This window comes from Candidatus Poriferisodalis sp., assembly GCF_965262965.1.
Taxonomy (GTDB): domain Bacteria; phylum Actinomycetota; class Acidimicrobiia; order Acidimicrobiales; family Poriferisodalaceae; genus Poriferisodalis.
This window is the reverse complement of sequence record NZ_OZ253573.1, coordinates 246,363-260,177: the sequence shown is the minus strand read 5'-3', so window position 1 is coordinate 260,177 and position 13,815 is coordinate 246,363. Positions and strand designations below refer to the sequence as shown.

The following is a 13,815-nucleotide window of genomic DNA, read 5'->3' as shown; positions in this document are numbered from 1 at the left end:
CCGGTGCTGCGTCAGCCCGTGGAGTGCGTTCGTTGCGATGCAGCGTCTTCGGCCGTCATGTCGGCCACAAGCTCGTCTTCGCTGATACCTGTCCGTGCGAGAATGCTGCCGACGAGTTCCCCCAGCTTGTCAAGCGCTGCGGCACCCTCACGTCGGTCCTTGGCCTTGATCGGGACGTAGAAACCGACTGGCTTGCCATGCCGTTCAATAGTGAGCGTCTCCCCCGCAGCGATGAGCTGCGAAGCGTGATCTCTGAACTCGCGAACCCCCACCGTGCGCATTTCGCGCCTCCTCGTGACCTGCACTCCATCTGGTGGGCACAAGCGTAGCCACAATTGTCCGCTCATCTCGTTCGCTTGTCGCCGAACGCGAGCCCCGAGCCGCAAGACCGCCCGCGGCTCGAGTCTGTTCCGACGATGAGTTCAGTCTTCAAGGCAGCGGATGGCTTCAAGAAGCGTCGCTGTGTCGCGCAACCAGCTCACGACCCGGTCGACGCAATCTGGGCGGGTCACGTCAAGCAGCAAGGTGGCGACTGCCACCGTGTCACCCGCCTCGTCATCGGCGACCATGGTGGTGGTTGGTCGCAGTCGGGCGTCAGCTGCGATGAGCACCCCAGCAGCACGCAGCTCGCGGCGCTGCAACTCACCGCCGTCATCACTCAGCATCTCATCGTTCATAGAAAGTGAATGTATTTCAGTATCTGCCGGACGCCCAAGCGAATTCTGCCGGGTGCACGGGACGGCACGGCTTGGCGAGGTCGTTTGATCCGGCGGGCTAGCCGGCAGTGAGGGCGTCTTGGACGATGCTCTCGGGTGGGATGCCACCGCCGCGATCGGAGGTGCCATCGGCCCGGACCAGAAACCAGCGGGGCTGGTAGCTGACGCCGAACGCGGTCCACAGGTCGCCATTCTCGTCGGGTAGGTGCGGCATGTTCCCGACGCCGTACGTGCTCACGAAGCGTGACATCGCCGCTCGGGTGTCGCGGCCGGGAATGCCGAGGAGAACGAGGTTGTCTCCGTGCTGTGATTTCAACGCTGCGACCGCAGGCGCTTCGCTCTGGCACGTCGGTCACCACGGTGCCCAGAACCACAGCAGCACGTCGCGGCCGGCCGCCGAGCTGACGTCGAACAGCTCGCCATTGAGCTGGGGGACGGCCAGCTGAAGCACCAGCGGGCGCTCCTCAGTCGCAGCAGGCTCGGCGGCTACGGCGTCAGAGGACTGCTCAGATCCATCGTCGGCGTCGCTGGAATCCTCGGACTCGTCATCGTCGTCGCCCTCGCGCCCGCCGTCATCGTCATCCTCGCGCCCGCCGTCATCGTCATCCTCGCGGCCGTCATCGTCATCGCGCCCGCCGTCATCGTCGTCATCGCGGCCGTCATCGTCGTCATCGCTCTCACGATCGTCCGAATCATCCCCCGACCCCCCGTCGGAATCATCATCTGGCTCGCCGTCGTCAGACTCGCCGTCGTCTTCTTCGTGGCCGGGCGCGTCGTCGGATTCGTCGTCACGATCTGAATCATCGGCAACGTCACGGTCACGATCGTCGTCATCGGCGTCGTCATCCCGCTCGGCGTCTTCGTGGTCATCGTCGGAGCCGCTGCGCGCAGTGGTGTCCCCGGTTTCGGCAGAACCGGCTGCGGACGCGGCGGTGGCCTGAACCACGGTTTGGGGTGTCTCGCCGCTGTCATCGCTGCAGCCGGCCAATGCAGCCGCTACGAACAGACAGCCCGCGACGAGACCCACCGCATATCGCAAGCGCTGTGCCACGGCAGCGAGCGTAATCGGGTCGCAACAGATCGCTTCGACGCACCGGTGGCTTGTCTACAGTCGGGCCGTGCACCGCCTGTTCGTGGCTGTCTGGCCTCCCGAACATGTGGTCTGCGACCTCGCAGCACTCCCCCGGCCGAAGGCGCCCGGTGTGCGATGGACAGCACCCGAGCGCATGCACATTACGCTGCGATTCCTCGGCGATTGTGACCACGGCGAGGCGCGTGCGGCGCTCGAGTCCGTTTCGCTCGCTCCGACTGGCGTCGCGCTGGGCCCCGCTGTCGAACCGCTGGGCCGCGGTGTGCTCATGTTGCCTGCCGCCGGTGTCGACGAACTTGCTGGCTCCGTTACCGACGCCACCATGTTCATCGGCCAGCCGCCACCGGACCATCCCTTCGTCGGCCATGTGACCATTGCCCGCTTCAAACGCGCCCAGCCATCGCTGGACTGGCCGCAACTCGACGAGAACTTCACTGTGTCAGAGATCTGCCTGGTCGAATCGACGCCCTGGGGCCACTACGTGAACGTGGCCAGTTTCCCGCTGGGCTGACGCACCTATCCACCTCGCTCGCGTGCGCAGCACGGCGGCGGCAACGTGAGAGCCTGAGACTGCGCGACGCTGTAGGACACGCAACACAGCGGGGGAGTCATGGCACTGCATCACGTCGCATTCGCGACCAAGGATCTTGAAGCGACCCATCGGTTCTACGAGGACCTCATGGGGTTTCCGCTGGTCCACGCCGAAGGGGAGAATCGGCCACCCACGGACGGGCGTCCAGCGGGCTGGATCAAGCACGTCTTCTACGACATCGGCGGCGACGAGTGCATCGCGTTCTTCAGAATCGAGAACATGGGCGAGCAGGCCGACTTCAGCACCGACCTGAGCACGTCGGTGGGCCTGCCGGTGTGGGTGAACCACGTCGCGGTGCGAGCCACCTTCGAGAAGCAGGACGCTGTGCGTGAACGCATGACCGATGCAGGGATCAAGCCGCTGATGGACATCGACCACGGCTGGTGCCGCTCGCTGTACTACGTCGACCCCAACGGCATCATGATCGAGCTGTGTGTCGATACACCGGGCATCCCCGCTGACGCCGACGAAGCTCTCTCCGTGATGCGTGCCCCGATGTCCGGCGCCACCGCCTGACGACGGACGTTCACCAATGAACGACAGCTCGACCGATCGCGTCACCCGCGAGTTCGTCGCCTTGCCGAGCGCCACCGCTCCCCGAGCGGGGGTTGGCGGCCATCCCTGCCAAGGCGTCTACTACCGGCCCGTGGGCCACGAGCCTCGTACGGCACTGATCGCGACCCACTACAACATCGACTTCAGCGAGCACTACCTGGCCGAATTCATCGCCGAGCGTGGCTTGGGCTTTCTCGGCTGGAACACTCGCTTCCGGGGCGGCGAGCCGTACTTCTTGGCCGACTTGGCGCTTGCGGACATCGATGTCGGGGTCCGATGGCTGCGAGGCCAAGGCGTCGACTGCGTCGTGTTGCTGGGCAACAGCGGCGGGGGCTCGCTCATGGCCACTTATCAAGCCCAGGCCACGGCGCCCAACTTGGTTCCCGAGTACAGCCGGCGAAGTCTCAGCCCGGCGATCGACGATCTGGCCGGCGGTGATCTCTACGTCTCCATCGTGGCGCACACCGGCCGAGCCGAAGTCCTAACGAACTGGATGGATCCATCGGTCACCGACGAGAACGATCCCCTCAGCGTCGACTCGGCCCTCGACCCATACGCCGCGGATCGCCAGCCCCCGTTCGATCCTGTGTTCATTGGTGCATACCGGAATGCGCAGCGTGCCCGCAACGACCGCATCACCGCATGGTGCAAGGACGAGCTGGATCGACTGTCGGCCGCAGGACACCGCGAGCGCCTGTTCGTGGTGCCACGGCTGTGGGCCGACCTGCGCATGCTCGACGGCTCGATCGATCCCAGCCGGCGAGCCGTGCCCGGGTGCTACCTCGGCGACCCGCGCAGGGCGAACTACGGGATCTTCGGCGTCGGCACGGTCAGCTCGCTGCGGACCTGGCTGTCGATGTGGAGCCTCAGCGACTCACAGTGCAGCACCGATCAAGCCCGGCACATCACGCTGCCGGCGCTGGTCATCGACGCCGACGCCGACACCGGCATCTTCTCCTGCGACACCGCCAAGATCGTCGACGCGCTGCGCGGCCGACCCGGTGCACCTCACGTGCCGATGCACAGCATCGCCGGCGACCACTACCTGGCCGACCCCCCCGGGGCGCGTGCCGAGGCTGCCGACCTGATCACCGACTGGGTGCGCAGCCACACCTCCTAGAGTCCCCGCAATGCCGGACTTCCTGGACGCTCGTCACCAGAGGTGGCTCGAGGTAGCCGAGCAGCTGGCGCCGGAGCTGGTGACGCTTGCCGATCACGCCGGCGCCGACGGCGATTCTGAGCTTGCGGGCGCAGTTCGGGAGGCCTCGAAGGCGGCGGGTGTGTTCGCCATGACGCAGCCCGCGGCATTCGGCGGAACCGAAGCGGGGGCATTGGCGCTGTGCATCGTTCGCGACACGCTCGCACGCCACGGCGTCGGTCACCTCGGCGGCGTCTTCGGCCCATCGCCAGGCGTGCTGGCGCAGGTCGGCGAACCGCTGCGCTCGAGATTCCTGCTGCCGTACCTCGCCGGGGACCTGCGCGGCGGATTCGGATTCACCGAGCCGTCCGACGCACCCCGACCCACCTGGGCCCGGCGCGACGGCGACGAACTCGTCGTCAACGGGCAGAAGTCGTATGTGACGGGCGGCGCAGAAGCCGACTTCATCAACGCCCTCGTCGAGGTCGAAGGTGCTGGGCCGGCAATGGTGCTCATCGAGACCAACCGAGGGGGCGTGACCCTGACCCAGCGGTTCGCCACGCTCGACGGCAGCCACCACGCCGCATTCACGTTCGCCGATGTGCGACTGCCCGCGACTCACGTCATCGGCGAGGCGGGCCGCGGCATGGGCCGTGCGCTCGCCCAGATCAGCGCCACCCGAATGGCGATCGCTGCAGATTGCGTCGGCCAGTGCCGTTTCGCCCTGCAGCTCGTCGCCGACACGCTGGCAGCGCGCGCCGCCCGCCACGCTTTGGAGGACCATCCCAATGCTGTCGGCACAGCACCCGAACGCATCACGCTCGGCAACATGCGCATCGCCGCCTACGCCGCTCGCAGCGCGCTGTACCGCACCGCGCGCCTCGTCGACGCCGACGAGAACGCCGTGAACGAGGTGATGGCGGCAAAGTCACTGGCAACCGAGACGCTCAGCCGAGTCTGCGACGACGCCATCGGGCTCGTCGGCGGGACTGCGCTGATCGACGGACATCCGCTTGCGGACATGCTGCGTCGGGTTCGTGCGATGCGCCTCGCCGAAGGCCCGACTGAGGTACTGGCCGCCAACGTGTCTCGCGGCCACCTCGATCTCGGCCTCGGCCGCATCTGAGCGCTGAGCGCGAAGCACAGCACCCGGGGGGATCGCTCAGTCCCAGCCCAGCTCGTGCAGTCGGTCGTCCTCGATGCCGAAATGGTGGGCGATCTCATGCACCACCGTGATCGAGACCTCCTCGATCACCTCGTCGGCCGTCTCGCACATCTCCAGGATCGGCAACCGGTAGATGACGATGCTGTCGGGCATCGCCAAGCCGCCGTAGTCATGCCGCTCGGTCAGCGGAATGCCCTCATACACGCCCAGCAGGTCAGGATCTTCGCCCCGGTCCTCGACGAAGATCGCCACGTTGTCCATCAGATCGCGCAACGCGTCAGGAATCAGCTCGAGCGCCTCTTCGACGAGCTCGGCAAAAGGCTCTTCGTCCATCTCGAGCACGAACCCATCCTGCCGACTGGCTGCGCAAGCGCCACCAACGCCGACACCCCTCGAAGCCCAGCACTAGCGTCATGGAATGCACGAACTCGTCGTGACGGGCAACAATCCTGACACCGCGGCGGAGGTAGCAGCCCGGGTCAATGGCGTCTGCTACGCCGCCGATCCCCACGACCATCGCGACTTTCCGTTCCGGACAATGGTGCGCGCCATGACCGACGACGCGTCGTTGCTCGCGCCCGCTGCGGAGTGCGGGACGTACCTGGCGTTCTCCCGCATCATCCGCGAACGGTCTGAGTCGGCCGAGCCCGGCAGCCCTTCGCCTGGCGTCACCGCCATCTTCGCGATGGTGCACCGCCCGGACCTCTCCCATGTCGAGGGCGACAGTCACTGGCGCGACACCCACGCGCCGCTCGCCCTTGCGCACCATCCGGGCATGTGGGACTACACCCAGCTGAGCGTGGTGGCGACCCTCAGCGGCCAGCCGCTCGACGGATTCGCACTGGTGTCGTTCTCCACGCTCGAGGACATGCGTGAGCGTTTCTTCGGCGACGACAACGACCGTGAGGTCATCCGCGCCGACGTGGCCAAGTTCGCCGATGGCCAGCGTTCACCGCGACGCGTGATCACGACCGAGACCATCTACGGTCAGCGCCCGCCGGTTCCGGCGGTCACCTGGCCACACGACTGAACCCCACGTCATTGCACCCGCGAGAGCCCGTCTGCGGAACGCGATGAGCCACACGGCGCGCTGGTCATGAGCACTGCGACGCATGCCGACGGGTTCAGTCCGGCGCGCAGGATTGCCACACTGCTCACGCTGGCCGCATCGGCGGCGGTGTCGCAGTCATTCGGACGCTTCACGTACTCGCTGCTGTACACCGATTTGAGAGACGGCTTCAGCCTGTCCAACACTGCTGCGGGTGCTCTGGGCTCACTGAACCTGCTGGGGTACGTGTTGGGCTCGCTGGCGGTTGCGGTGACTGTCGGGCGCACCGGTCTGAGCGAAGCGGTGCGGATCGGCCTCGCGGGCAACGTGGTCGGCTTGGCGCTGCTGGCGTGGAGTCCAAACGTGGCAATCGCCGCCGCCGCACTCGCGCTGACAGGTTTCTGCGCCGCAGGCGTGTGGGTGGGCACCCCCGGCCTCGCCGCCGAGCTGCTGGGGCCCGAGCGCAGGGGTGCTGCTGCGGGCTGGATGACCGGCGGCGTCGGCAGCGGCATGGTCGCGGCCGCTGCCATCGATTCGCTGCTCAGCGATTCGGGCAACGGCGACGCAGGGCAAGCCGTACTCGCCGCTGCCGATCTCACTCACCCGCGCAAGGTGTACGGGATCGAATTCGTGATCGGTGTCGCGGTGCTGGTGGCCCTCGTCGTGGCCGTGCGCAGGTGGTCGCGCACACCCGGGCGGACCGGGTTTTCCGGCGCTCGTGCTGCGCTCGCGAAAGTGCCGCAGGCTGCCCGGCTGATCGTCGCCTACAGCCTCCACGCTTTCGTCGTGACGACGGTGCTCACCTTCATCGTCAGTCACCTTGAGGGCTACGGCGACATCTTCGACCGCCGCAGTGCAGCAATTGCCTTCTCCTCCATCGGCATCGGCAGCATCGCCGGTGGGCCGATCTTCGGCCGCATGGCGGATCGCCTCGGTAGACGGCGCACCGTCACCATCGGCTTCACCGTGTCGATGGTCTCGATCATCACCTTGACGGCATATCCCGCGCTTGCAGTTGGCGGGCCACCGCTTGCGTGGGCGTCAGCGTTCGTGTTCGGCACCGCCTTCACGGGCATCATCGCTTCGATCGCCGCACGCGTCAGCGACAACCTCGCCGGCGACGAGTTCGGTGCCGCCTACGGCGTCGCGACGATCGTCTTCGGCCTCGGCCTGGCGGCAGGACCCCAACTCGGCGGTCTGCTCGCCGACCGCTTCGACAGCTTTGGTCCCGCCTTTGCCCTCGCAGTCGCGGCGTGCATCGTGGGCATCGCGCTCACCGGCTGGGGCGACGACCCCGAACCGCATGCACCATCGAGTCGAGCGGCCGGTCCCGGCGCAACGCCGACGTAGCGCTCTCAGCCGATGACGCCCGCGGACCGCAGTGCGGCCATGCGGGTGTCGTCATAGCTGAGGACTTCCGCAAGCACCTCTGCGGTGTGCTCGCCGTGCAGCGGTGCAGGGCGTGCCGGACGAGATGGAGTCGCCGAGAACAACGCCGGCGGCCGCGCTGTGCGTATACGCCCCGCAGTCGGATGCACCGACTCCACCACGATTCCCCGGTGGCGCACGTGCGGATCCTCAATCACTTCGGCGCGAGTGTTGACCGGCCCGACGGGGACATCGGCGGTGTCCATCAGCTCCACCAACTCCGCTGTCGAGAACCGTGCCGTCTCTTTGGCCAATTCGTCGTTCACGTCGCCGCCGTACAGGACCCGGCCTTGCAGGTCCACAAAACGCGGATCGGTGGCAAGATCAGGCCGGCCGAGGGCCCCGCACATTCCCTGCCAGTGGGCGTCGGTGGCCATCGGGTACACCATCACCCATCCGTCGGTTGCCGGGAACAGCTCATAGATTGACGACAGGTTGGGCATGTCGGTCTCGTGGTCGAGATAGGTCTCGTTCCACATGGCCTCGGGCCACAGGAAATGGATGCTGGCGTCGATCATCGCCAGCTCGATGTGCTGGCCGCCGAAGCCGTTCGCCCGCGCCACCAGCGCCGCGCACACGGCCTGGGCGACATTGAGCGACGTCACCTTGTCGCAGACGATCGTCGCCATCAGCTGCGGCGCACCGTCATCGTCGATCTGCACCATCGGATAGCCGGCGATCGCCTGCACGATCGGATCGAATGCGGGACGATGGGAATACGGGCCATCGGCACCGAAACCGCTGACTGAGCACATCACCAACTGCGGGTTGATCGCACTGAGCACTTCCCAGCCGAGTCCCATGCGGTCCAGCACACCGGGGCGGAAATTCTGGACCACGACATCGGCCTCGCGCACGAGATCCTTCACGATCTGCGTGCCCGTTGTGTGCGCCAGATTCAGCGCCGCCGAGCGCTTGTTGCGGTTCATCGCTGCCCAGAAGGCGCTGACGCCTCGGGCGCTCTCGACTGACGGGCCTGCGTTGCGCACTATGTCCGGCGCGTGCATGGGCTCCACGGTGATGACATCGGCGCCTTGGTCGGCCAGGATCGACGTGCCGAACGGGCCCGAGACAACCGCCGAGAGGTCAATGACCCGAACGCCGTGCAGGGGTCCAAGCACCGGCCCAGCAGTGCGTTGGGAAGGCCGTGATGCGGCCTCGGGCGGGCTCGTGCCCGACGCCGCTAGTCCCAAGTCGAGAGCACAGGCAGGACCTCTTCGGCGAACAGCTCCATCGAAGCCCTGGCTTCGTCGAACGGAATGCCGCCGTACCGGAACGCCGTCGTGTACTCAAACGGCCCGATCATCTCCCGACGCCGTTCAAGCGTGGCCAAGATCTGATCGGGAGTTCCCCACGCCGTGGCCGACATGAACATCTTCAAGAAGCCGCTCTCCCCAACCCGGCGCAGCACCTCGGAGGCTTTGGCATAGGCGTCGTAGCCCTCGGTCACCGCGAAATGGTCGCCCATCACCTCGTAGTGCTCGAGCAGGCTGCCCAAGTAGGTACCCATGTAGTGGTGGGCGCGCTCTTCAGCTTTGGCCGCATCGGGCATGCACAAGCAGAAGTCCGCTGTCATCAGCGTCGGCGCTGCGCGGCCGTGCAGCTCGGAGAATCGGGAGCGATACGCCTCGATGCTGGGCATGCGGTGCTCCCAGGAACGGTCCGCGAACATCGTCATGCGTCCGCCGAAACGCGCAGCCGCCTCGACGGAGTCGTCACTGGAGGCCACGCAGTACAGGCGGTCGTCGAACGAGCGCTCGGGCCGGGGGCGGATCTCGGTGCGCGGCTGGGGATAGAACGGCCCGTCGCCCTCGATGAAACCCGTGCGCAGTGCGTCGATGACCATTGCGGTGCCCTCGTCGTAGCGGGCGCGGGATTCATCCATCTCGATGGCGCGGAATGGCGCGTACTCACGACGGGACAAGCCGCGACCGACGCCGAAGCGAAAGCGGCCGTCCGACACGTGGTCGAGCAGGGCCAAGCCCAGCTCCTCGCTGTACACCTGCCCATCTGTGATGTCGTGCCAGCCGTCGCTGGCGAACGGCATCAGTATCCCGACGTCCATGCCCCTGCCCCCTCGGCCGCGCCTAGGCGCCAAACCGACATCGCACCCTAGTCGGGTGCCGAAATCTTGCGCCGGGCCGTCTAGGCGAAGCTGCGCTCGTCCCACCAGGGGAAGAAGTCGGGAAGGTCTTCGCTGGGGCGCAGTGAGAACTCTGGAGGACGCTTCTCGAGGAATGACACCACGCCCTCGCGCGCGTCTGCGCCGCGGCCGAGGTTGAAGATGCCGCGTGAGTCGACCTTGTGGGCCTCCATCGGGTGGTCCGCACCCAGCATCCGCCACATCATGTGACGGATCAGCGTCACCGAGATCGCGGAGGTGTTCTCGGCGATCTCTGCGGCAAGAGCCCGCGCTGCGGGCAGCAGGTCGTCGGGCTCGTGCAGGCTGCGCACCAAGCCGCCCGCAAGCGCCTCGTCGGCATCGAACACTCGGCCGCTGAAGCACCACTCCAGCGCCTTCGACACGCCCACGACGCGTGGCAAGAAGTACGACGAGCACGCCTCGGGCACCAGGCCCCGGCGCGCGAATACGAATCCGATGCGAGCCTTGTTGGACGCCAGCCGCACGTCCATCGGCAGCGTCATCGTGACGCCGACACCCACGGCGGGGCCGTTGATGGCGGCGATGAGCGGCTTGTTGAACTCGTACAGCCGCAACGTCAGCAAGCCGCCGCCGTCGCGCATCCACGAGAGGTCGTCGGTTGAGCGTCCCTCGGTGGCACGCTCGGCCTTCTGCTCGTCGGTCTGGCGGTCGTAGTCGAACGTGGCGGCGCCCTTGCCCAGGTCGGCTCCGGCGCAGTACCCGCGGCCGGCGCCGGTGAAGATCACCGCTCGGACCTCGTCGTCGGCATCCGCGAGATCGATCGCATCAAGCACGTCACGCTGCATCTGGCTGTTGAAGGCGTTCAGCCGTTCCGGCCGGTTCAGCGTGATGGTTGCGACGCGGTCTTCGACCTCGTACAGGATCGTTTCGAACTCCGGCACTGTGCCCCCTCGCATTCCGAAACGCCCATGATGACGGGCGATTGTGTCGGCGGCTTGTCTACACGCCAAGCCGTTCTCTACGTCGAGCCGTTCTACACGTCCAAGAAGCGACTCGCAGCGAGCGCCGAGCCGAGCGCCCCCACAACCACACCGGCGATGACGGTGACGAACACGACGGTCGAGAACTGGCTGGAGGTCACCACGAAGGAACGGAAGAACGCCAGGATCTCCGACCGCGAGAACAGCCCCTCGACGTGGCCCCGCAGTGCTCCCGCCGCTATTGCCCCGATGACACCGCCGACAAGGCCGTGCAGCATGCCTTCGAGCATGAAGGGGAACCGGATGAAGCTGTTGGTGGCTCCCACCAGCTTCATTACCTCGATCTCGCGGCGCCGGGCGAACATGGCAACACGGATCGAGTTGAAGATAAGCATGACGCTGGCGCCGGACAGCACGATCGACAGCAGCAGCACAATGCCCTGGAACGAGGAGAACCACGTCCGGATGGCATCGACTTCCTCGCGCCCTGTCTCGACGGCGAGCACACCGGGCCGCTGCCGGAACTGAGCGGCGAGCGACTCGATCAGCTCGGCTTCGACCGAGCGCGGAACGACGCGGTACGACGCGGGCAGCGCTTCGGGGGACACCTGGGCGAGCAGCTCAGGCTGGTCGGACATCTGCTGGGACACCAGCGCATATGCCTCGTCGGCGCTGAAGAACTCGATGCGGTCGATCTCGGGATGATTCTGCAGCTCGACGCCGAGCGCGTCGATCTGGCTGCCGTCGATCTGGGGGTGCAGGAACACCTCGAACTGGACGCCACCCTCCCAGCGACCAAGGGCATTCGAGCTGGCGTAGCCAGCCATGAGGCCCATGCCGACAAGCATCACCCCCACCGCGACCGTGAGGATGGCAGCGAAGGTGAGCGTGAGATTCCGCCGGATGTTCGTCCAGGTCTCGCGAGCGAAGTAGCGGATCCGACTCACGTATCTCGCCTAGGCGGAAGCTGGCGGGCCGCTGCGTTACCGAGCGCCGCTGCGCCGCCCAGTACGGGCGGCGCGGCGGGCGGCACAGCCTCGGACGTGCCGGTTGCACTGCCGTACGCCCCACGCTGCTCGTCACGAACCAGCTCGCCCCCTCGAAGCGCGACCACGCGACGGCGCATCCGATCGACAATCGAGCTGTCGTGGGTGGCCATGACGACCGTGGTGCCGGTGCGGTTAATGCGGTCGAGCAGTGAGGTGAGCTCTGAGGACGTGTCGGGATCGAGATTTCCGGTCGGCTCGTCCGCGAGCAGAATCAGCGGGCGGTTCACGAAGGCCCGAGCGATGCTGACGCGCTGCTGCTCGCCACCGGACAGTTCGTCGGGAAAGCGCTTCTGCTTGCCGTCGAGGCCCACCAGTTCCAAGATCGCGGGCACTTGGGTCCGGATGACGCTGTCCGGCCGGCCGATCACTTCGAGCGCGAATGCCACGTTCTCGTGGACGGTCTTGTTGGGCAGCAGCTTGAAGTCCTGGAAGACCGAGCCGATGTTGCGCCGCAAGTAGGGAACCCGCCAGCTGTTGAGCCGGGAGAGATCCTTGCCGGCTACGTGAATCTGGCCCTCAGTGGCCTTTTCCTCGCAGGTCACGAGCCGCAGCATCGTGGACTTGCCCGAACCCGACGGACCGACCAGGAAGACGAATTCGCCCTTCTCGATGTTGAGCGACACATTGTCGACGGCGCGCGTGTCGCCCTTGTAAATCTTGGTCACGTTGTCGAAGCGGATCATGCGCGCCCTAGGTTCACATGGTTGCAGCCCGCTGGCGGCGGGGCCGTTTCCCAAGGTACGTCGTCGGCCTGCCGAAACTCGGTCACGTCGGCGAGCGCGATGATCGCTTGGCTCGACTGCACATTGCTGCGTGCGCTAGCTCGACTCGGCGGCGCCTCGTTGGGAGCGCTTCCAGCGCAGGTACGCCTCCATCAGGCCCCCGAGATCGCCGTCGAGCACCGCGTCGACGTTGCCGATCTCGACGTTGGTACGCAGATCCTTGACCTGCTGGTACGGGTGCAGGACATATGAGCGGATCTGGCTGCCCCAGGCCACATCGCGCTGCTCACCCGCCAGCGCTGCGACCTCGGCTTCTCGCTCGCTGCGCTGCCGATCTGCCAGCTTGGCAGCCAGCATCTGCATGGCCCGATCCTTGTTCTGGTGCTGGCTGCGCTCGTTCTGGCACGCCACGACGGTGCCGGTGGGCAAGTGGGTGATGCGCACCGCCGAGTCGGTGACGTTCACATGCTGGCCGCCCGCTCCCGACGAGCGGTAGGTGTCGATGCGCAGATCGCCCTCGTCGATGGGAACCTCGTCGGAAACCTCGTCGAAGAACGGCACGACCCTCAGCGAGGCGAATGCCGTGTGCCGCCGGGACTGCGCATCGAACGGCGAGATACGCACCAATCGGTGCACACCCCGCTCGGCTGCAAGAAAGCCGAAGGCGTGCCGTCCCTTCACGAGGAAGGTCGCAGAGCTGATCCCGGCCTCTCCCCCGTCGGTGGCCTCGGTCAGCTCGACGTCGAAGTCGTTGCGCTCGGCCCATCGCTGGTACATCCGCAGCAACATCTCGGCCCAATCGCAGGCGTCGGTGCCCCCGGCGCCCGAATTGATCTCGCAGACAGCGTCGTTCTCATCGTGCTCGCCGCTGAACAGCGCCATCAGCTCGATGGCTGCGAGCCGGCGCTCGGCCGCTTCGACCACCTCGTCGATTTCGGGAAGCAGCTCGGCGTCGTCCACTTCGATCGCCAGCTCGACAAGTGCATTGGCGTCGTTCACTTCGGCTCGCGCCCGCTCCCAACGCTCGACATCGTCGCGCACTCGCGACAGCCGGGTCGTGACGGCTCGAGCGCGGTCGGGGTCGTCCCACAGCGACGGCTCTGACGCCTCCGCCTCCAGCCCGTTCGCCACCGAACGCGCCTCGTCGATCCCCAGATACTGATGTGCCTCGGTCACGCGCCGATCCAGATCGGCCAGCGCGTCGGCATAGTCGCTCAATGTTCGACTC

At 66.5% G+C, this 13,815-nt stretch carries 17 protein-coding genes; 6 read left to right on the top strand and 11 right to left on the bottom strand.

Annotation, left to right across the window (positions count from 1 at the left end; genetic code table 11):
- Nucleotides 1–11: 11 nt before the first annotated feature.
- The 4 genes from ACQY5K_RS01315 to ACQY5K_RS01300 form a co-directional block, all read right to left on the bottom strand.
- Nucleotides 12–281: a type II toxin-antitoxin system Phd/YefM family antitoxin gene (locus ACQY5K_RS01315; protein ID WP_419922537.1), complete on the bottom strand. Its 270-nt coding sequence runs from the start codon at nt 279–281 to the stop codon at nt 12–14.
- 141 nt (nt 282–422) lie between these two features.
- Nucleotides 423–677, bottom strand: coding sequence for a hypothetical protein (locus ACQY5K_RS01310; protein ID WP_428119369.1), 255 nt, complete (start codon nt 675–677; stop codon nt 423–425).
- Between the two features lie 97 nt (nt 678–774).
- A complete protein-coding gene (locus ACQY5K_RS01305) occupies nt 775–1,032 on the bottom strand; it encodes a peroxiredoxin family protein (protein WP_428119367.1) in 258 nt (85 codons plus the stop codon).
- Between the two features lie 36 nt (nt 1,033–1,068).
- Entirely contained in the window at nt 1,069–1,767 is a 699-nt protein-coding gene (locus ACQY5K_RS01300) for a hypothetical protein (RefSeq protein ID WP_428119365.1), read from the bottom strand.
- Between the two features lie 67 nt (nt 1,768–1,834).
- Between ACQY5K_RS01300 and ACQY5K_RS01295 the strand changes: the two genes are divergently transcribed.
- From ACQY5K_RS01295 to ACQY5K_RS01280, 4 genes are all read left to right on the top strand, one after another.
- Nucleotides 1,835–2,317, top strand: coding sequence for a 2'-5' RNA ligase family protein (locus ACQY5K_RS01295; RefSeq protein WP_428119363.1), 483 nt, complete (start codon nt 1,835–1,837; stop codon nt 2,315–2,317).
- A 99-nt stretch (nt 2,318–2,416) separates the two neighbouring features.
- Nucleotides 2,417–2,914, top strand: a complete 498-nt coding sequence (locus ACQY5K_RS01290; RefSeq protein WP_428119361.1) for a VOC family protein — start codon at nt 2,417–2,419, stop codon at nt 2,912–2,914.
- Nucleotides 2,915–2,930: 16 nt separating this feature from the next.
- The gene (locus ACQY5K_RS01285) at nt 2,931–4,073 is read left to right on the top strand and encodes an alpha/beta hydrolase family protein (RefSeq protein ID WP_428119359.1); all 1,143 of its coding nucleotides are present in this window, start codon (nt 2,931–2,933) and stop codon (nt 4,071–4,073) included.
- Between the two features lie 10 nt (nt 4,074–4,083).
- On the top strand, nt 4,084–5,217 hold the full coding sequence (locus ACQY5K_RS01280; protein WP_428119357.1) for an acyl-CoA dehydrogenase family protein: 1,134 nt from the start codon (nt 4,084–4,086) through the stop codon (nt 5,215–5,217).
- 36 nt (nt 5,218–5,253) lie between these two features.
- On the opposite strand, the gene ACQY5K_RS01275 is transcribed toward ACQY5K_RS01280, so the two are convergent.
- A complete protein-coding gene (locus ACQY5K_RS01275) occupies nt 5,254–5,598 on the bottom strand; it encodes a metallopeptidase family protein (RefSeq protein WP_428119355.1) in 345 nt (114 codons plus the stop codon).
- Nucleotides 5,599–5,674: 76 nt separating this feature from the next.
- Between ACQY5K_RS01275 and ACQY5K_RS01270 the strand changes: the two genes are divergently transcribed.
- Together ACQY5K_RS01270 and ACQY5K_RS01265 are read left to right on the top strand one after the other, a co-directional pair.
- Entirely contained in the window at nt 5,675–6,286 is a 612-nt protein-coding gene (locus ACQY5K_RS01270; RefSeq protein ID WP_428119353.1) for an EthD family reductase, read from the top strand.
- Nucleotides 6,287–6,352: 66 nt separating this feature from the next.
- Nucleotides 6,353–7,654, top strand: a complete 1,302-nt coding sequence (locus ACQY5K_RS01265) for an MFS transporter (RefSeq protein ID WP_428119351.1) — start codon at nt 6,353–6,355, stop codon at nt 7,652–7,654.
- Nucleotides 7,655–7,659: 5 nt separating this feature from the next.
- On the opposite strand, the gene ACQY5K_RS01260 is transcribed toward ACQY5K_RS01265, so the two are convergent.
- From ACQY5K_RS01260 to prfB, 6 genes are all read right to left on the bottom strand, one after another.
- A complete protein-coding gene (locus ACQY5K_RS01260) occupies nt 7,660–8,853 on the bottom strand; it encodes a CaiB/BaiF CoA transferase family protein (RefSeq protein WP_428119349.1) in 1,194 nt (397 codons plus the stop codon).
- Between the two features lie 62 nt (nt 8,854–8,915).
- Nucleotides 8,916–9,797, bottom strand: coding sequence for an LLM class flavin-dependent oxidoreductase (locus ACQY5K_RS01255; RefSeq protein ID WP_428119347.1), 882 nt, complete (start codon nt 9,795–9,797; stop codon nt 8,916–8,918).
- An 80-nt stretch (nt 9,798–9,877) separates the two neighbouring features.
- Nucleotides 9,878–10,777 carry a crotonase/enoyl-CoA hydratase family protein gene (locus ACQY5K_RS01250; protein WP_428119345.1) on the bottom strand — a complete coding sequence of 300 codons (900 nt, stop codon included), beginning with the start codon at nt 10,775–10,777 and terminating at the stop codon, nt 9,878–9,880.
- Between the two features lie 92 nt (nt 10,778–10,869).
- Nucleotides 10,870–11,763 (bottom strand): cell division protein FtsX, encoded by an 894-nt coding sequence (locus tag ACQY5K_RS01245; RefSeq protein ID WP_428119343.1) that lies wholly within the window; start codon nt 11,761–11,763, stop codon nt 10,870–10,872.
- A complete protein-coding gene (gene ftsE / locus ACQY5K_RS01240) occupies nt 11,760–12,548 on the bottom strand; it encodes a cell division ATP-binding protein FtsE (RefSeq protein ID WP_428119341.1) in 789 nt (262 codons plus the stop codon). Before ftsE ends, ACQY5K_RS01245 begins: the two co-directional genes overlap by 4 nt.
- A gap of 135 nt (nt 12,549–12,683) precedes the next feature.
- Nucleotides 12,684–13,805 (bottom strand): peptide chain release factor 2, encoded by a 1,122-nt coding sequence (gene prfB, locus ACQY5K_RS01235; RefSeq protein WP_428122807.1) that lies wholly within the window; start codon nt 13,803–13,805, stop codon nt 12,684–12,686.
- Nucleotides 13,806–13,815: the final 10 nt, after the last annotated feature.